At 65.6% G+C, this 19,267-nt stretch carries 12 protein-coding genes; all 12 read left to right on the top strand.

Annotated features, from left to right (window positions below):
• A partial coding sequence (locus AACH06_RS22225; RefSeq protein ID WP_341427972.1) for a hypothetical protein occupies positions 1 to 672 on the top strand: 672 nt, incomplete at its 5' end.
• 86 nt (positions 673 to 758) lie between these two features.
• On the top strand, positions 759 to 6,542 hold the full coding sequence (locus tag AACH06_RS22220) for an RHS repeat-associated core domain-containing protein (protein WP_341427971.1): 5,784 nt from the start codon (positions 759 to 761) through the stop codon (positions 6,540 to 6,542).
• A 717-nt stretch (positions 6,543 to 7,259) separates the two neighbouring features.
• Entirely contained in the window at positions 7,260 to 8,429 is a 1,170-nt protein-coding gene (locus AACH06_RS22215; RefSeq protein WP_341427970.1) for a choice-of-anchor tandem repeat GloVer-containing protein, read from the top strand.
• A 237-nt stretch (positions 8,430 to 8,666) separates the two neighbouring features.
• Complete coding sequence (locus AACH06_RS22210) at positions 8,667 to 9,233, top strand: outer membrane beta-barrel protein (protein WP_341427969.1); 567 nt, start codon at positions 8,667 to 8,669, stop codon at positions 9,231 to 9,233.
• A 130-nt stretch (positions 9,234 to 9,363) separates the two neighbouring features.
• A complete protein-coding gene (locus AACH06_RS22205; protein WP_341427968.1) occupies positions 9,364 to 10,092 on the top strand; it encodes a class I SAM-dependent methyltransferase in 729 nt (242 codons plus the stop codon).
• Between the two features lie 8 nt (positions 10,093 to 10,100).
• Positions 10,101 to 11,939: a GspE/PulE family protein gene (locus AACH06_RS22200; RefSeq protein ID WP_341427967.1), complete on the top strand. Its 1,839-nt coding sequence runs from the start codon at positions 10,101 to 10,103 to the stop codon at positions 11,937 to 11,939.
• Positions 11,940 to 12,279: 340 nt separating this feature from the next.
• Positions 12,280 to 12,744 (top strand): tripartite tricarboxylate transporter TctB family protein, encoded by a 465-nt coding sequence (locus tag AACH06_RS22195; protein ID WP_341427966.1) that lies wholly within the window; start codon positions 12,280 to 12,282, stop codon positions 12,742 to 12,744.
• Between the two features lie 19 nt (positions 12,745 to 12,763).
• Entirely contained in the window at positions 12,764 to 14,275 is a 1,512-nt protein-coding gene (locus AACH06_RS22190) for a tripartite tricarboxylate transporter permease (protein ID WP_341427965.1), read from the top strand.
• Positions 14,276 to 14,363: 88 nt separating this feature from the next.
• Positions 14,364 to 14,894 (top strand): AAA family ATPase, encoded by a 531-nt coding sequence (locus tag AACH06_RS22185; RefSeq protein WP_341427964.1) that lies wholly within the window; start codon positions 14,364 to 14,366, stop codon positions 14,892 to 14,894.
• 25 nt (positions 14,895 to 14,919) lie between these two features.
• Positions 14,920 to 16,539 carry an MFS transporter gene (locus tag AACH06_RS22180; RefSeq protein WP_341427963.1) on the top strand — a complete coding sequence of 540 codons (1,620 nt, stop codon included), beginning with the start codon at positions 14,920 to 14,922 and terminating at the stop codon, positions 16,537 to 16,539.
• A 208-nt stretch (positions 16,540 to 16,747) separates the two neighbouring features.
• Entirely contained in the window at positions 16,748 to 18,373 is a 1,626-nt protein-coding gene (locus AACH06_RS22175) for a gamma-glutamyltransferase family protein (RefSeq protein ID WP_341427962.1), read from the top strand.
• A 17-nt stretch (positions 18,374 to 18,390) separates the two neighbouring features.
• On the top strand, positions 18,391 to 19,260 hold the full coding sequence (locus tag AACH06_RS22170) for a GNAT family N-acetyltransferase (protein WP_341427961.1): 870 nt from the start codon (positions 18,391 to 18,393) through the stop codon (positions 19,258 to 19,260).
• Positions 19,261 to 19,267 lie beyond the last annotated feature (7 nt).

The following is a 19,267-nucleotide window of genomic DNA, read 5'->3' as shown; positions in this document are numbered from 1 at the left end:
TTGAAGGTTGATGCGTCGTCGGCGACGGAGGTGAACCTCAACGCGGGTCAGAACGCGAGGTACACATTTGACGGGGTGGCGGGGAGTGCGTTGCAGCTGCTGTGGACGAACAACACGCTTGGCGATGGCAACAGCGGCACGAACAACTGCACGTACCTGTATGTGTACAAACCTGACGGCACGCGCTTGATTGCGACGGACGTGACGCAATGCGAGAGTGACCGGCCCGGCAAGGTGGTATCGCTGGGCAAGCTGCCTGTAGGCGGCACGTACCGGGTGGAGGTGTTGCCAAATAACCTGGATGCCGGGCAGTTCAAGCTGCACCTGCGCACGGCCAACAGCGGAACGGCGCTGGCGACCGACGGCACGCCCAAGTCGGCGGACGTGGCGGATCAGGAGTTGGGGTACTTCAAGTTCACGGGAGTGGCGGGCAAGAGCTATAGGGTGACGCTGAGTGGCCTGGTGTTCACGCCGGGCGTCAACAGCCCGAACGTGATGGCGTATCTGTACAAGCCCGACGGGACTTCCATCACGTCCTGCACGTTCACAACGACGAAGCTGACCTGCGATTTGGCCGCGAGCTACTTCAGCGTTGACGGGACTTATGGGCTGGTGTTCACGCCCAAGTTCCAGAACGCGGCGAAGTTCGACGCATCGCTGACGAAGCTGTAGGTGTTGGCGTGGGCCGAGGGCCTTACAGCGTGGCGACGAAGCGAAGCCAAAGGCGGGATCGAGATGGGAAGGGGAGGACTCGAATGATGAATAAGAGTTGTGTGCGAGCGCCGGTGATGATGGCGACCTTCGTGGTCGCACTGCTGGCGCTGTCGCTGCCGGCGCTGTCGGGTGCGACGCAAGGCACGCCGGCGCAGGCGAGCGCGGCGGCGGCGACGACGAGCCCGAAGGTCTTGCTCAGCGACGGCCGATGGCTGGAGGCTGGTGGCACGACGGCGACGGTTGTGGATGTGCAGGGGCGCCGAGCGGTGCTGGCGACGGGGCTGCTGACGCCGCGCGAGGGGCACAGCTTGACGGCGCTGCCAGATGGGCGGGTGCTGGTGCTCGGGGGCAAGGACGCGAATGGTGCGGTGCTGAGCCAGGCCGAGGCGTTCGATCCGACGATGGGCCGGTTCAACGCACTGGAGCTGACGGGCCTGCTACCGCGCGCGTTCCACAGCGCGGCGGTGCTGGGTGACGGCCGGGTATTGATCACTGGCGGGGTGGACGCACGCGGCACGCCGCTGCTGGAGGCCGAGCTGTGGAACCCGCTGAGCGGCCAGGTCGAGCGCTTCAACGTGCGGCTGCAAAGCGCGCGGCTGAAGCACCTGAGCAGCCTGCTGCCGAGCAACGCGGTGCTGGTGTGGGGTGGCGTGAGCGCAAACGGCGCGGCCCTCAACGGTGCCGAAGCCTACGACGTGCAGACGCAGCGATTCGTCGCCGTCAGCGACGCCCAGGCGCTGGCGCAACTGCGTACGCTCGATGGCGCGCAAGCGCCGGCCGTGCAAGCCAGCACGCCGGCCAGCGAAGCCAGCCATGTGGCGGTGGCGCAGCCGTTGATCGTGCGCTTCAACAAGCGCATGAACGTGGCGAGCCTGAACAGCGCCAGCGTCACGCTCATTGGCCCGGAAGGGGCGGTGCCGGTGCGCCCGGTGGCGGTGGAGCAAGGGGTGCTGCTGTTCGTTTGGCCGGGCAAGCAGTTGCTGCCGTCCAGCCGCTACACGCTGTTCATCAACGGTGCGGCGGACAACGCCGGGCAGCGCCTGGCGCTGACGGCGATCGGCTTCGACACCGAGTCACTGGGCACGGGCGCAGTTGATGGCGGCAAGACGAGTGCGGAGCCGACCGCCACCACCGACAAGACGAGTGCAGCGAAGGCGCTGACGGCCGAAGACAAGGTGCTCGCCGAGATGTTGGCCGACGACGAGTACTTCGTGCCCGGAGAGCAGCAACTCAAGGGCGACTGGTTCTCCGGCCGCGCGGCGCTCGCACGCCAGTCGATGCCACGCCGAGCCGAGGTGCGCGAGGCGATCTACGGGCACCAAGAGCGCCTGCTCAAGCTGCTGCACGGCAAGCCCGGGCAGACGGGCGAAGGTCAGAGCCTGGGCGTGTACGGCGAGTCGGTGGTCGCCCGCCCGGCGGCTGCAGGGCTGTTGCGGCTGAACTGGGCGGATACGCAGGCGCTGCTGAAGTCCGAGCGGCAGGCGGCTGCAACTGCGCCCACGGGCGGTGCCACGGCCGTGGCGGGCCAGTTGTTGAAGCTCAACGGCAAGCCGCTGGTCAAGGCGACGCTCAAGCTCAACGGGTTGAGCGCGCAGACCGACGACAACGGCGAGTTCTACATCGCCAACGTGCCGGCCGGTGCTGGGGTGCTGGAGATCGACGGGCGCAGCGCCAACACGGCGCAGGCCAGCTACGGCGTCTTCCACTACCGGGTGCAGGTGCAGGCGGGCAAGGTCAACGCGTTGCCGTTCGTGGTGTGGATGCCCAAGCTGGACATGAAGCACGCGGTGGAGATCGAGTCGCCGCTGAAGAAGGACAGGGTGCTGACCCATCCCCGCATGCCGGGGGTGGAGGTGGTGCTGCCGGCGGGCTCGGTGATCCGGGACGCGGACGGCAAGATCGTGACGCGGGTGAGCCTGACGCCGATCCCGGTGGACCAGGCGCCGTTCCCGATGCCGTACGCGGGCGTGCCGGTGTACTACACGCTGCAGCCCGGCGGCGCGGTGATCCAGGGCGTGGACGGCAAGCCGCGCGCGGCGACGGTTCGCTACCCGAACTACACCCGCTTCGGGCCGGGGGAGCAGATGCGGTTGTTCGACTACGACCCGCACGCCAAGGGCTGGTACGTGTACAGCGACGTACAGGTCAGTGCTGACGGCAAGTCGATGGCCAGCAAGCAGCCCTTGCAGGTCTACCAGTTCGCAGTACACAGCGTGTCCTCGGGGGGCACCAAGCCTGATCCCGACCAGGACCCCAGGCGCTGCGATGGCGGCAACGGCAACGATGGCGCGGGCGGTGGTGGTTGGGATAAGAACGCCAGCAGCAATGCAGGCCCCCCGGCCGAGGCCTGCGGAGGCGACCCGGTGTCGCTGACGACTGGGCGGTTCACGCACATGGAGCGCGACATGATGCTGCCGGATGTGATTCCGGTGGACATCCTGCGCAGCTACAACTCGCAGGACATCACGGGCAAGACGGCGCCGGTGCGCTCGTTCGGCTTCGGCACCAGCCATCCGTATGAGAACTTCCTGGTGTTCCGCTCCGACTACGGGGACATCACGCTGGTGCTGCACAACGGCAGCAAGGTCGTCTTCACCGGAACCGACACCGGGACGTACAACCAGATCTACACCGCAGCCAGCGATACAGGCGAGTTCCGCATGGCCACGCTGCAGCCGGTGGATGGCTACTTTGTGCTGTTCTACCGCGACGGGCGCCAGTGGGGCTTCAGCAAGATGAACGCGCGGCTGGTGTGGCAGGACGATGCCAACGGCAACCGGCTGGCCATCGAGCGGCCCAACACCAACAGCTACGCCTCGCGCATCACCACGCCCAACGGTCGCTGGGTGGACTTCACTTACGGCACCGATGGCCGCGTGGCCACCATCACCGACCACACCGGCCGCAGCTTCAAGTACACCTACGAGAACAACCGCCTCAAGACGGTCGAGGACCCGGCCAAGAAGACGCGCACCTACGTCTGGTCGACCATCGGCGGCTTGCTCGAAGAGGTTTGGGACCCCAACGGCAAGCGGATGGTCAAGAACACCTACGAGGTGGTGTCCATGCCCTTCCTGTGCACCAACGGTGTGCCCACGAAGTGGCAGGACTATGAGACCGGCCGGGTCAAGCATCAGGTGCTGGCCGACGACACGACGTTCGACTACGACTACTCGACCGTGGTGCCGGGGCAGGACACCTGCACCTGGACCAGCCCACTGGCGCCGCCTTCGAAGGTGACGGTGGTGACGGATCGGCGCGGCATCAAGCGCAAGGCGGAGTTCGACGACAAGCAGTTCATGGTGCGCAATACCGCGGCGCTGGGCAAGGCGCAAGAGCAGGTCACCAACTACGAGACGGTCGACGGCTTGACCAAGTCGATCACCGATGCGCGCAGCCGCAAGACGACGTTCGACCACGACGAGTTCGGCAACGTCAAGACGATCACCCGACTGGCGGGCACGACGGACGCCATCACCACCAGCATCACCTGGCACCCGGTGTTCAACAAGCCCAAGACCGTGACCGATCCGAACCAGATCACCACGACCTTCGACTACGATGACAAGGGCAACCTGCTCAAGGTCACCGATCACCTGAAGCACGAGGTCAACTTCAGCTACGACGCGCAAGGCCGCCCTGAGACGGTGACCAACGCGCTGAAGAAGAAGATGACCCTGGGCTATGACGGTGCCGATCTGGCCAGCGTGCTGGACCCGCTGGACCGCAAGACCCAGTACCTCACCGATGCGCTGGGTCGCACTCTGACCACCATCTCGCCGATGGGCCATGCCACCTACCGCGACTGGGATGTGATGAATCGGTTGGTGGGCGTGACCGACGCGTTGGGCAAGACCGTGTCTTTCGATTACGACGACAACGGCAAGGTACTGACGCACAAGGATCAGAAGCTCAACCCGACCAACTACACCTACTACCCCAGCGGCCAGGTGAAGACCAAGGAAGATGCGCTGGGCAAGCTGCAGAAGGACCTGTACGAGGGCGGCCTGCTCAAGCGGCGCACCGATCGCAACGGCCAGGTCAGTGGCGTGATCTACGATGACTTGGGTCGTGTGCACATCATTGGCTTCGGCGCGACCGAGGCCAATCCCGAGGCGTACAAGAGCACCGTCACGCTGACTTGGGACAACGGCAACCGGCTGGTGCGGATCGACGATGTGGTGGGAGGCAAGACCTACACCACCAAGCGCGCGTACGACGAACTCGACCGGCTGGAGCAGGAGACCACGCCGCAAGGCGAGGTGAACTACACCTACGACGATGGCGGCCGGCGCGAGACGATGCAGATCAAGAACGGCGCGCCGGGCTCGCAGGTCACTCGGCCGCTGATCACCTACACCTGGGACAAGGGCAACCGCCTGCGTCAGATCGAGCAGGCCGCCGGTGCGCCCAACGGCAACTCGCCACAGGTGATCAAGATCGACTATGACGACGCGAACCAGCGCACCAAGACCACGCTGGCCAATGGCGCAAGCGTGAACTACAAGTGGGACGACGCTGGCCAACTGGAGTCCATCCGCTACCGCAAGGCCGACGACAGCCTGATGGGCGAGATCGTGTACGGCTACGACGACGACGGCAGGCGCATCAGCGCCACCGGCAACATGGCGCGCCTGAACCTGCCCGAGGTGAGCGTCACCGACACGCAGTACGACGTCAACAACCGACTCAAGCGCTGGGCGGGCAAGGACTTCAGCTACGACGACAACGGCAACATGCTGGCCGATGGGGTCAACACGTTCCAGTGGGATGAGCGCAACCAACTGGCCAGTGTCAGCCTGGGCGGCAGCCTGGTAGCCAAGTTCCAGTACGACGCGCAAGGGCGCCGTGCGGCCAAGACCATCAACGGCGTGACCACTGGCTTCCTCTATGGGGGCTTGAGCGAAGACAACATGGCTCAGGAGCTGCTGGGCGACACCAACACCGCGGGCGTGAAGTCGCACCTGCTGAGTGCGGGCATCGACGAGACGCTGCTGCGCGAGGTGTCGGGCCAGCTGCACAGCGTCTTGGCCGACGGCAACAACAACACCGTGCGGCTACTCGACGGCACGCAGGCCAAGGTCGTGGACTACAGCTACGAGCCCTACGGCCGCACCACCGCCGACGCGGCCAACGCCAACACCCAGCAGTACACCGGCCGCGAGAACGACGACATCACCACCAACGGCCTGTACTACTACCGCAATCGCTACTACATGCCGGGCTGCATGAGGTTCATCTCGGAAGACCCCATCGGCTGGGCCTCAGGGCAGACCAACAACTATGCATATGTCGATGGGGATCCGGTCAGCATGGGCGATCCGTACGGGCTGAGTGCCGGCTCAATGGGCTGGTGCGCCTTCAAGGGCGTAGCCTACGGCGCTGCCGGGGCGGTCGCCGTGGGAGTCATAGCCGTTGGGGTTGCGGCGGTCGGCGTGCCGGCTGCAACCATCACGACGGGATTGTTCGCCGCCACCGTTGTGGGCGGGTTCATCGCAGGTGGGAGCATGGCTTGGCACTATCAGCAAGGCAACTACGACGCACTGGCCTTCGACATGGGTTCGGTATTTGGCGGATTCGCTGCCGGAGCGGGCAGCGCCAGGGTCGTTACCAAAGGGGTCAACGGAGTGGACAGCCCGCCTTGGAGCTTCAAGTTGGACTGGAGCCAGCGATACAACCCCAACTATCCGGGCGGTTCGGTTAGCAAATGGTGGGAGAGTGGGCCAAATCTTGGTAGCGCTACGGCCACAACGGGCGTGGGCGGATCTGGCGGCGGCATCATCGGCAACGCAGTGTCGAAGCCTTCCGGTGGTGGAGGAGGGTGCTGACAGCGCCAAAGCGACCATGGACACTCATCATCAAGACGGCATTTCTCTGTGGGACATACTGACAGTCTTGTCGGGGTGCTCGACCTTTGGGGGTGCGGTGAGCGTCCTCGTTCACGCGCCCATAGGTGGTGGGCCGATGGCGGTTGGGCTGCTCCTTTCGGCGAGCCTGGCCGTTGCCAGCGTGTTCCTCATTAGATGGGTGGGAAACCGCCTGGTGGCTTGGGCTGCAGGGCGTGGCCGAGACAATGAGGCGGGGTCGGCCCTCATCGTTGTGTATGCACTGGCGTTCGTTTGGCTGATTGCCTCGGCTCTTCTCGCTGGTGCTGCCGCAGCGAGGTTCGTCGAACATTAGTGACGAGAGGGTGTGATTCAGCGCGGCGATTATAGATTCAGCCATCAAGGCGCGAAGCGCATTGGACGGTTCCGAATCGAACATTCAGTTCACCGCCAGTTGTGCGCTGGTGACGAAGCCCATTGACGTGCTATCGCCGTGGAAAGGTCGGCGCGGCACCGGATGGGCATCTTTTGCGACGCCCCCTAAACCAGGCTTGGGCATGGACTCAGCTCGAGGCGGTTGTGATCGCTATGCGCCTGCCTTGGTGAAAGCGGTCCAGCGTCGCCCTCAACCACTCCGGCGCATCATCGCCCGCTCATCCTCAGTGCACGGCTGTCAAGCCTGCGCGCGCCATGAACTGAACAATCAACAATGGAGAAGACATGAAAACCAAAATCGCACTGTGCCTGACGGCCCTTTCACCGCTCGCCGCGTTGGCCGGCGGCACCTTTGTCGTCAACTACACATTCCCATCGGAGAGCGGTGCTGGGTCCACCGGTGCCTTTCCGGACTGGGAATTGTCTCCAAAGCCCGGATCGACGGACCTGTACGGTGTCTCGCCAAAGGGTGGCGTCTATGGGGGCGGAACGCTCTACAGAGTCAACACCGGTGGCGCCCTGACCGTGCTGCGTCACTTCGGTGCCAATGGCGATATCAATGGTAGTCACCCAGCCGGTTCGGTATTGCATCGGTCGGGTTCGGTCTACGGAGTCACAGCGACGGGTGGGGCGAACAATGCGGGAGTCCTTTACAGCTGGCATCCGACGAATGGGTACAAGCGTCTCTTCAGCTTCGGTGGGGGTACGGCCGGCGCGGCGCCCTCGGGGCAGTTGCTCTTGGCCACCGATGGAAACATCTACGGCGTCACGAAGGCGGGCGGCGCCTGCGGGAATGGAACCGTGTACCGATTTGTCGTAGCCACTGGAAAGCTGACCACCCTGCATTCCTTTTGTGGTCTCGAAGGCGCTACGCCCTTGACCGGCGTTATTCAAGCTACGAACGGTGACTTGTACGGGACCGCTTACAACGGTGGCTTTTACGACGGCGGAACGCTTTACAGGCTGAGCTTGAATGGCGTGTTCAACTCACTCTACTCTTTTGGCGCAGGGACTGGGCCTCGAGGACCTTCGCGCCTGACCCAGGGCAAAGACGGCTTGCTGTACGGCACCTCGTGGGGTGGCGGGTTCATGGACGGTGGAACGGTGTTCTCCAGTTCACTGGCTGGTGCAGTCTCGATGCGCGCCGAGTTGATGCGAGCACCCTCGGGATCTGCAGCAAATCCGTCCATGAATGCGGCTCTCCTGGAGCGCTTTAACGGGGTCTTCTATGGCGTCACTTATGCCAACGGCGGCGTGGTGTTTCAGTTCCGCGCATCCAATCGTTCACTGAGCGTGATCCACACTTTTGACGCATGGCGCCCCGGATTCCCCTATGGCGGATTGACGGTGGGGCCGGATGGAAACCTGTGGGGAACAACCACCGATGGCGAAATGTCCATGCTCTCGCGATACGGCGCCATCTACAGCATCCAGAACTTGGTCGCGAACCCTTGAAGTGACCGAAGACGTGTTGAATCGGTGACGTTCCGACGAAACGCGGGACATTTGACACCACTGTTTCCAACTTCCGAACACGCCGTCGCCCGCATGCGACGGCGTTTCTTTTTGAGCGGGATTGGTGAGGGCGCTCTAGCGGTGGTTGTTCACAATCCGCCTGCGGCTTCGCTGCGTGGTGCTTTGGTGCCGCGTATCGGGGCCGTGTTCACGACCACACTCAGGAATGGGATTCTGATGAAGAAGATTGCAATGGCGCTGGCTGCTGTCGCGGCCGGTTTGTTGTCCACCGCCGGCCACGCCGCGGGTTATGTCAGCGGCAACGTCGGCGCCGGCCACATCAACATCGATTGCGCGGGCACCGAATCGTGCAAGAACTCGACCACCTCGTTCAAGGTGGTGGGTGGCTATGAGCTCGTCGACAACCTCTACGGCGAACTGGGCTATGTCGACTTTGGCAAGGCCAAGGCGAGGGTTGAGCTGCTGGGCGAGTCGATCAACACCACGGCTCGCGCGAGCGGCCTGATGTTGGGCGTGGCCTACCAAGTGCCCTTCGGCCAGGCTTGGTTCGGCAATGTGCGCCTCGGCGCAGTCAATATGGAGACCAAGCTGCGCGCATCGGCGGCCGGAGTGACTGCCACCGATTCCGACACCAACGTGAAGGCCTACGTCGGCTTCGGCTTTGGCTACTCGTTCAACCAGAACCTGAAGCTCGTCGGCGATGCCGACTTCAGCCGTGCCGAGTACGACGGCGACGAAGCCAGCGTCCGCTCGCTGTCGGTGGGCCTGCGCTACGACTTCTGATGGTCTGACGGCGGTCGTTCCGCCGTGACGTCTGAGACGCCACCCGCTCGGGTGGCGTTTTTCTTGCGGGGCGCGCTTGCTACAGTGCGCGACGATGCCGCCACGAAACCAAGAATATGTCGGCGCCACCATGTCGGAACACGACGGTGTGCGCTATCTGCACCTCGATTCACCCTGGGTTCAGGGGGCGATGCGCCTGGCCAAGCCGCAGGCGCTGGAGTTGGAGTACATCCAGCGCATGATGGCCTGGATGTTGTGGCGGCCTGAAGAAGAGGTCAACCGCGGGCACGCGGTGCAGCTGGGGTTGGGCGCTGGCGCGATCACGCGCTTTTGCCACAAGGTGCTGCGCATGAAGACCACCGTGGTCGAGATCAACCCGACGGTGATCGGTGCCAACCGACTGTGGTTTCGTCTGCCGCCCGATGATGCCCGGCTGACGGTCGTCGAGGGCGATGCGGCCCGCTGGGTGGCCGATCCAGCCCATGTCGGCACGGCGCAGGTGCTCAACGTCGATCTGTACGACCATGACGCCGCCGCGCCGGTGCTGGACGACGAGTCGTTCTACGCCCATTGCCGCGATGTGCTCGACGCGGATGGCGGCTTGATGACCGTCAACCTGTTCGGCCGAGATTCCAGCTTCGAACGCAGTGCCCAGCGTATCGCCAAGGTGTTTGGGCTGGACCAGGTGTGGAGCCTGCGCCCCACGCGCGAGGGCAACACCGTCATCGTGGCCGGGCGGGATGTAAAGGTGCCGGGGCGCGACGCCTTGACCGCGCGCGCCGCTAACATCGAAAACCGCTTCGGCCTGCCGGCCCGCAAATGGCTGCGCATGGTGCGACCGCTTCCCGATTTCTCTTGACCACTGCCATGACCGCGTCGACCGAATCATCCGCCGGCACACCTGCTCGACACGCGGTCCCACCCAAGGGGCGGCTGGACATGCGGCAACTGCTGAAGTGGCTTCGAGACGATGGCCTGCTTTTGCCTCAAGAGGCCGAGGTACTGGCGAAGCGATTCGGCCAGGCCGGCTCGAGCCTGCATCCACTGCTTCGTCTGGGCGGTGCGGGCCTGAAGGACGCCCGCAGTGGCCAGGCGCTGGACACGGAATCGCTCACCCGCTGGTTGGCCGCGCGCTTCGGTTTGCCTTTCCAGCGCATCGACCCCTTGCGGGTGGACGCCAGCAAGGTGGCCGAGGTCATGTCGCTGGCCTATGCCGAGACACGACGCGCGCTGCCGCTGCATGTGCTGGCCGGCGAGATCACCATCGCCACGTGCGAGCCTTTCGACGTGGCCTGGGTGCCGGACATCGAGGCCCACACCCGTCGGCCGATCAAGCTGGTACTGGTGACGCCCGATGACGTGTCACGCTACACCACCGAGTTCTACGCCCTGGCGCAGAACGTGCGCACGGCCAAGAAGACCGGCGAGATGGCGGCCTCGGCCGTCAGCTTTGAGCAGCTGGTTGACCTGGGCAAGATCAAGGACAGCGCGCTCGATGCCAACGACTCGGGCGTGGTTCAGATCGTCGACTGGCTCTGGCAATACGCCTTCGAGCAGCGCGCCAGCGACATCCACCTCGAGCCGCGACGTGACACCGGCGTCATCCGCTTCCGAATCGACGGCGTGCTGCACCTGGTTCACCAGGTGCCGGCGCCGGTGATGGGGGCAATGACGGCGCGCATCAAGCTGCTGGGCCGCATGGACGTGGTCGAGCGCCGCCGCCCGCAGGATGGACGCATCAAGACCCGCCGCCCCGACAACGTGCCCGGCGGCGGTGGCGAAGTTGAAATGCGGCTGTCGACGCTGCCCACGGCCTTCGGTGAGAAGGTGGTGATGCGGATCTTCGACCCCGGCACGGTGGACAAGCCTTTCGATGCGCTGGGCTTCTCGGCCGACGAGGCTCGCCGCTGGAAAGAGCTGATCGAGCATCCGCACGGCATCATCCTGGTCACAGGCCCCACCGGCTCCGGCAAAACGACCACGCTGTATTCGACATTGAAGAAGCTGGCCACCGAAGAGGTCAACGTCTGCACGGTGGAAGATCCGATCGAAATGGTCGAGCCCGCGTTCAACCAGACGCAGGTGCAACCGGCCCTCGACCTGGGCTTTGCCGATGGGCTGCGGGCGCTGATGCGGCAGGACCCGGACATCATCATGGTCGGCGAAATCCGTGACCTGGAGACAGCCGAAATGGCCATCCAGGCCTCGCTGACCGGCCACCTGGTGTTCTCCACGGTTCACACCAATGATGCCCCGGCGTCGATCACCCGGCTCATCGACCTGGGCGTGCCGCCTTACCTGATCACTGCCACCGTGATCGGTGTGCTGGCGCAGCGGCTGACGCGCACGCTCTGCCCCAGTTGCAAGCAGCCGGACACGGCGGTGTCGGTGGAGTCGTTGCAGTCTCTGGCGGCGCCGTGGCGCCTGGCGGGCACGATTCGGCCGCACAAAGCGGTGGGCTGCCCGGCATGCCGGGGCACCGGCTACCGCGGGCGGGCGGCGCTGTACGAGCTGATGATGATGAGCGAGCCGGCGCGGTCGGCGATCCATCCGCACCTGGACAGCGCCAAGCTGCGCCGACAGGCCGTCACCGAAGGCATGCAGCCCTTGCGCGTGGCGGGTCTCGCCAAGGTGGCGCAGGGCCTCACCACCCTCGAAGAAGTGCTGCGCTGCACGCCGCGCTGGGACAGCGAAACCGCCGGCTGAAGCCCGGTTCGGCCTCGGCGGGCATGAGGAAACGCCGGGCCGCCCCAAGTTTCCTCATCCCTCTCGGGGGGCCTGAGGGGCAAGGCCCGGCAGGTTTGGGGGCGCTCATCAAGAAACGCCGGGCCGCCCCCAGTTTCCTCATCCCCCTCGGGGGGCCTGACGGGCAAGGCCCGGCAGGTGAGGGGCGCGTTCGCCTGAAGCGCCGAGGCGGTCGGGGTGTGGGCTCTGGAAGCCCGGGCAACGGCCGTTACGTGTATTCCACAGCGTTTGCAGCGGGGTCGCTCCCTAGAATCCTTTGCAAACCCTTGATCCACCTTCGTTCTTGACGAGGAGACAGCCCGTGAAAGTGAAAAGCCAAAAGGACTTCTGGTCCGGGCTGATGTTCATCGTGGTCGGTGGCGCATTCGCCATCGGTGCCCTGAACTACAACTTCGGCAGCTCGGCACGTCCGGGTCCGGCCTACTTCCCGTTCGGACTGGGCCTGCTGCTTGTCATCCTCGGCGGCATGATTCTCTTCGAGGCGCTCACCATCGAAACCGACGATGGCCGGCCCATTGGCTCGTTCGCCTGGAAGCCGCTGACGGTGATCCTCGGCTCGGTGGTGCTGTTCGGTTTTGCGTTGCCTCGGCTGGGCATGTTCATCTCGCTGCCGTTGCTGGTGCTGGTGTCGTCCTACGCCAGCGACGAGCACACCTGGGTGGGCTCCCTCATCAACGCGGCGGTGCTCACGGCCATGTCGTGGGCGGTGTTTGTGTGGGGCCTGAAGCTCACGATCCCCTTGTGGCCGACCGTCTTCGGCGGCTGAGCAGTACGGAAAGACCACGATGGATCTCCTTCATAACCTCGGCCTCGGCTTCCAGACGGCCTTCACGCTGACCAACCTGTTCTATGCGTTGGGCGGCGCCATCCTTGGCACGCTGATCGGCGTGCTGCCTGGCCTGGGGCCCGTCGCGACGATCGCGATGCTGCTGCCCTCGATCTACTCGCTCGATGCGACGCCCGCGTTGATCATGCTGGCCGGCATCTACTACGGCGCGCAATACGGCGGCTCGACCACCGCGATCCTGATCAACGTGCCGGGCGAATCGAGCTCGGTGGTGACTGCGATCGACGGCTATCAGATGGCCCGCAAGGGCCGTGCCGGCGCAGCGCTGGCGGCCGCGGGCCTGGGCTCGTTCTTCGCCGGTTGCGTGGGCACGGTGATCATCGCCGCCTTCGCGCCGCCGCTGACCGAGTTGGCCTTTCAGTTCGGCCCGGCCGAGTATTTCTCGCTGATGGTGCTGGGCCTGATCGGCGCCGTCGTGTTGGCTTCCGGCTCGCTGGTCAAGGCGATCGCCATGATCATCCTGGGTCTGCTGCTGGGCCAGATCAACACCGATGTGATCTCCGGCGTGCCACGCTACAGCTTCGACATTCCCGAGCTGACGGATGGCATTGGCTTCGTCACGATCGCGATGGGGGTGTTCGGCTTCGGCGAAATCATCGCCAACCTGGGCCAGCCCGCCGAACACCGCGAGGTGTTCACGAAGGACGTGAAGGGCCTGTGGCCCACCCGGCAAGACTTCAAGGACGCATTCCCTGCCGTGCTGCGGGGCACGACGCTCGGTTCCCTGTTGGGCGTGCTGCCCGGTGGTGGGGCGCTGTTGGCCTCTTTCGCGGCCTACACCGTCGAGAAGAAGTCCAAAGGCCGCCCGGGCGAAGAAGCCTTCGGCAAGGGCAACATCCGCGGCGTGGCCGGCCCTGAATCGGCCAACAACGCTGGCGCGCAGACCAGCTTCATCCCGATGCTGACGCTCGGTATCCCGCCCAATGCCGTGATGGCGTTGATGATCGGTGCGATGACCATCAAGGGCATCCAGCCCGGCCCGCAGGTGATGACCAGCAACCCCGAGCTGTTCTGGGGCCTGATCGCCTCGATGTGGATCGGCAACCTGATGCTGGTGATCCTGAACCTGCCGCTGATCGGCATCTGGATCAAGCTGCTCACCGTGCCTTACCGCCTGCTTTTCCCCGCCATCCTGGTGTTCTGCTGCATCGGCCTCTACACGCTCAACAACAACAACTTCGATGTCTACGTGGCAGCGCTGTTTGGATTGGTGGGGTACTGCTTCTACAAGCTGGGGTGCGAGCCGGCACCGCTGCTGCTGGGCTTCATCCTGGGGCCGATGATGGAAGAGAACCTTCGCCGGGCACTGCTGCTGTCGCGCGGTGACTGGACGGCCTTCATCACCCGCCCGCTCTCGGCCGGCCTGCTGCTGGCGGCTGCGGCGATGATCTTGGTGGTGATGCTGCCGTCGATCAAGGCCAAGCGCGAAGAAGCTTTCCAGGATGATTGACGCTGAATTCCCCGCCGGTGCGCATCGGCAACCCAGCCTCGACTGACGCCACGGCCCGCTCGCGCGGGCCGTGTTCATTGCTACCCCCATGAGTCTGCTGCACCACATCGGCCCCGACCAGTACCTGGCGCTCGAAACGGCGGAGCAGGTCACGCGCGAGCAAGTCGCCGAGGCTTGGGAACGGGCCTACGCCGAGCTCGAACAGCGCTTGCGGTCGCTCGGCGCGGCCGCGCGGCTCTACATCGTCTTTGGCCTCCAGGGCGCCGGCAAGAGCACCTGGATCGCCCACCACGGCGCGCGCTACGGTGATCGAGCGGTGTTCTTCGATGGCCCCTTGCCGTCGCGCCGCCATCGGCAGCGCGCGCTGCAGATCGCGGCCCAGGTCGGTTGCGCCGCGACGGCAGTGTGGATCGATACGCCCCTGGGCCTCGCCCGAGAACGCAACGCGGGGCGGCGCGGGTTGGCGCGTATCCGCGACGAGGCCATCCAGCATGTTTTCGACCACCTCGAAGCGCCAAGCCTGGATGAAGGCTTCAGCAGCGTGATGCTGGTGCGCCCCGATCCAGGCCTGGGTGAGCCGGGCCCGGATGGCGGCGCCCCCTTGGCGGTGGGTGCGTGAGGCCAGGCCGCAAGGAGCGATACGAATGACGACGCCTGCGGACGGCCCGGCCCCCGACCCCTCGCACGCCACCTCAGCGCTGGCGCCGTTTTCAACGCCGGTGTTCCGCATGCTGTGGCTGGCCTGGCTGGCCGCCAACGTCACGATGTGGATGAACGACGTGGCGGCGGCCTGGCTGATGACCACGCTGACCACCAGCCCGGTGCTCGTGGCGTTGGTGCAGACGGCCTCCACGTTGCCGGTGTTCCTGCTGGGTCTGCCGAGCGGGGCGCTGGCCGATATCCTGGATCGGCGCCGCTACTTCGCAGCCACCCAGCTGTGGGTGGCCCTCAATGCCGTGGTGTTGGCGGTGCTCTCGCTGGCCGATGCGCTGACAGCCCCCTTGCTGATCGCGCTGACCTTCACCAACGGCATCGGCCTGGCGATGCGCTGGCCGGTGTTTGCGGCGATCGTGCCGGAGATCGTGCCGCGCCACCACATGCCGCAGGCGCTGGCCCTCAACGGTGTGGCGATGAACCTGTCGCGCATCGTGGGCCCGGTGGTGGCGGGCGCCATCCTCGCGGCCACCTCGAGCGCCTGGGTGTTCGTGCTGAACGCTGTCCTGGCTTTCGCGGCCTTCACGCTGATCCTGCGCTGGAAATCGCAGCACAAGCAGAGCGCGCTGCCTGGCGAGCGATTCGTGGGCGCGATGCGGGTCGGCTGGCAGCATGTGATGCAGTCGCCGCGCATGAAGGCGGTGCTGCTGCGCATCTTTCTCTTCTTCCTGCAATCCACCGCCCTGATGGCGCTGCTGCCGCTGATCGCCAAGGGCCTGCACGGTGGCGGCCCGGCGGCCTTCACGGTGATGCTGGCCTGCCTGGGGGCGGGCGCGATCACGGCGGCCTTGTTGTTCCCGCGCTGGCGGGCTCGATTCAACCGGGACCAGTTCGTCCGAGCCGGTACGCTGGTGCATGCCGTGATGTCCCTGGTCGTGATCTTCTCGCCGCAGATGTGGCTGGCCCTCCCGGCCATGGTGGTCGCTGGCATGGCGTGGATCTCGACCGCCAATTCACTGACCATCTCCGCCCAGCTGGCACTTCCCAATTGGGTGCGCGCGCGCGGCATGTCCATCTACCAGATGGCCTTGATGGGGGGCTCGGCCGCGGGGTCACTGCTGTGGGGCCAGGTGGCTGGCGCCACCGATGTGCGCACGGCCGTGATCGCCGCGGCCATCTTCGGGCCAGTCGCGCTGCTCATCACCCGACGCGTGTCGGTGGAAGGGGCGGGTGACGAAGACCTCACGCCAGCGCTGCCCGCCAGCGTGCCCGAGGTCGCCATCAACGTGGCGCCCGATGATGGGCCGGTGATGGTGACGGTCGAATACATGATCGACCCGGCCCAGGCCGAAGATTTCGCTCACGTGATGCAGGTGACACGCAGCGCCCGCCTGCGTCAGGGTGCGCTCACCTGGGCGCTGCTGCGCGACACCTCGGTGCCCGGGCGCTATGTCGAGTACTTCGTCGACGAGAACTGGGTCGAACACCAGCGGCGGCTCGAGCGCTTCACCGCGGCCGACATCGGCCTGCGAGAGCAGCGCCTGGCGTTCCACCGCGGCGATTCGCCACCCAAGGTCAAGCGCTATGTGGCGGAGCGTCTCGTCGGCTGACCCACCCCCGGGCAGCATGGGGGGCGCGTCGGCATGGCCCTGGCGCATTGCCCAGGCGTATTGCCCTGGCGAGAAGCCGGCCATCACCTGACGGAAAGGTTCGCCCAAGCTTCTGGTGGCAGACTCGTGCAGCCTGTCTTCAGGCTGCCGCGCGTCCCGCCCGGCCCACCGCCATCCTCACCTCCACCCCACCGCAGTCCTCACCACCATGAGACACGATTTCCACTGGTCCACCGGCTACTCATCTCGCCGCATGCCGGTCTTCGCGCGCAACGTGGTCGCCACCTCGCACCCGCTGGCGGCGCAAGCGGGCCTGCGCATCCTGGCGGCCGGTGGCAATGCGGTGGATGCGGCGGTGGCCACCGCGGCCGTGATGACCCTGGTCGAGCCTTGCAGCAACGGGTTGGGTTCAGATGCGTTTGCCATCGTGTGGGACGGCCAGCGCCTGCAAGGTCTCAATGCTTCGGGGCATGCGCCTGCCGCGTGGACACCAGACTACTTTCGCCAGCGCTACCCGGGCCGCGAATCGATGCCGACGCGAGGGTGGGATGCGGTCACCGTCCCCGGGGCGGTGTCTGCGTGGGCGGCGCTGTCGGAGCGCTACGGCAAGCTGCCTTTCGCCGATCTGATGGCGCCGGCCGCCGAGATCGCCGAGCGGGGTTATGCGGTACCGGTGATCGTGCAGCAGAAATGGGCGCTGGCGTCGCACGTCGCCGAGCTCGTGCAGCAGCCTGGGTTTGCCGAAACCTTCCTGCCGCGCGGACGGGCGCCCGAGGTGGGCGAGTTGTTCAAGTTCCCCGGTGCGGCACGCGCGCTGCGCCTGATCGGCCAGACGCGTGGCGAAGCCTTCTACCGGGGCGAGATTGCAGCCGCCATCGCGGCGCAGGCGCAGGCGCAAGGCGGCGCGATGCGCGAAGACGACCTGGCTGCCTACCGCCCCGAGTGGGTGGAGACCCTCGAGATCGACTATCGCCATGGCTATCGGCTGCACGAGATCCCGCCGAACGGGCAGGGCATCGCCGCGTTGATCGCACTCGGCATCCTGCGGCACTTCGACATCGGCAGCCTCGACCCCGATGGCGTCGAAAGCACCCACCTGCAGATCGAGGCGATGAAGCTCGCGTTTGCCGATGTCTATCGCCATGTCAGCGAGCCGGGCAGCATGGCGCTGAAGGCGAATGATCTGCTCGACGACGCTTACCTCGCCGAGCGGGCGCGTCTGGTCGACCCGCGCCGATCGCAGGACTTCCATGCCGGCAACCCGGTGCGCGGTGGAACCATCTACCTCACCGCCGCCGACGAGAGCGGCATGATGGTGAGCTTCATCCAGAGCAACTACATGGGCTTTGGCTCCGGCGTGGTGGTGCCTGAGTTCGGTGTCAGCCTGCAGAACCGCGGCAATGGCTTCACGCTCGATGCCTCGCACCCGAACATCGTCGCGCCCCGCAAGCGACCGTTCCACACCATCATCCCGGCCTTCCTGATGCGCGACGGCGAGCCGCAGATGAGCTTCGGCGTGATGGGCGGCAACATGCAACCGCAAGGGCACCTGCAGACGCTGGTGCGCATGCTCGATTACCACCAGAACCCTCAGGCGGCGTGCGATGCTCCGCGCTGGCGCTTCAACCAGGGCCGGGTCATCAACGTCGAGCCCCACATGCGGCGCGACACCCTGGCCGGCCTGCAGGCGCTGGGCCATCAGGTCGAGGGCCTGGACGACAGCTACATGGATTTCGGCGCCGGCCAGTTCATCTGGCGTCAGGGCGATCCCGCGGTGGAAGGTTACGCCGCTGCCAGCGACCCTCGTCGCGATGGCGCAGCCGTCGGGTTCTGAGCGCGGGGGGCACCACCATGCGCGTGAAGGACTTTCGCCCCGGTTGGCGCACCGACTTCCTGCTGCACCGGGTGGGCGGCGAAGTCATTGAGCGCGACGATTGCGTGGTGGTTCGTACCCCCAGCAACGAAGGCTTCTACTGGGGCAACTGCCTGATGATCCCCGAGACGCCTTCGAACGCCGATCTGCCCTACTGGCTGCGGCGCTTCGAAGAGGAAGTGGCCCTCGGCCGGCCGGGCGTGCGGCATGTGGCGATCGCGGTCAACAGCGCCGTGCCTGATCCTGGCGTGGTCTCGGCCTGGCTGGATGCCGGCTTTGAGTTCGTCGAGACGGCCACGCTGCGGCTTCGGCCGGATCAGCTTCGCAGCTGGCCGGCACCCGAGCTTCAACCCGCGCCGCAGCTGCGCCCCATCGATTTCGACCGCGAGATTCCTCGCTTCGTGGCCTTGCAGTCGGCCGATCCGCAGGGCCATGAGCCTGAAGGTTATCGCCGGTTTCGCGAGGCGCAGATGCATCGATTCGCCCAGGTTCACGCGGCGGGGCTGGGCGATTGGTTCGGCCTGTGGTGCGGCGACGAGCTGGTGGCGGATTGCGGGTTGCTGCGCGATGGCGCGCTGGGCCGCTTTCAGAACGTGTTGGTGCATCCGCGCTGGCGCCGGCGGGGGCTGTGCCGAGCGCTGGTGCAAGCCGTCAGCCGCTGGGGCTTCGAGCGCTGGGGCCTGACCGAGCTGATCATGTGCGCCGACCCCGATGATGTCGCCATCCGCATCTACCAATCGGTGGGCTTCGAAGTCTTCGACCATGAATGGGGCCTTCAACGCAACCCGCTGGAAGACGAGGGCGCCCGACGGTCGGTGCGACTGGCCTCTGCAGGTGGTGCCGCATGACGGCGTA

It is taken from the genome of Ideonella lacteola (genome assembly GCF_038066555.1).
In the GTDB taxonomy this organism is placed as follows: domain Bacteria; phylum Pseudomonadota; class Gammaproteobacteria; order Burkholderiales; family Burkholderiaceae_C; genus Ideonella; species Ideonella lacteola.
The sequence above is the reverse complement of the archived record's forward strand: the minus strand, read 5'-3'. Positions and strand labels throughout refer to the sequence as shown.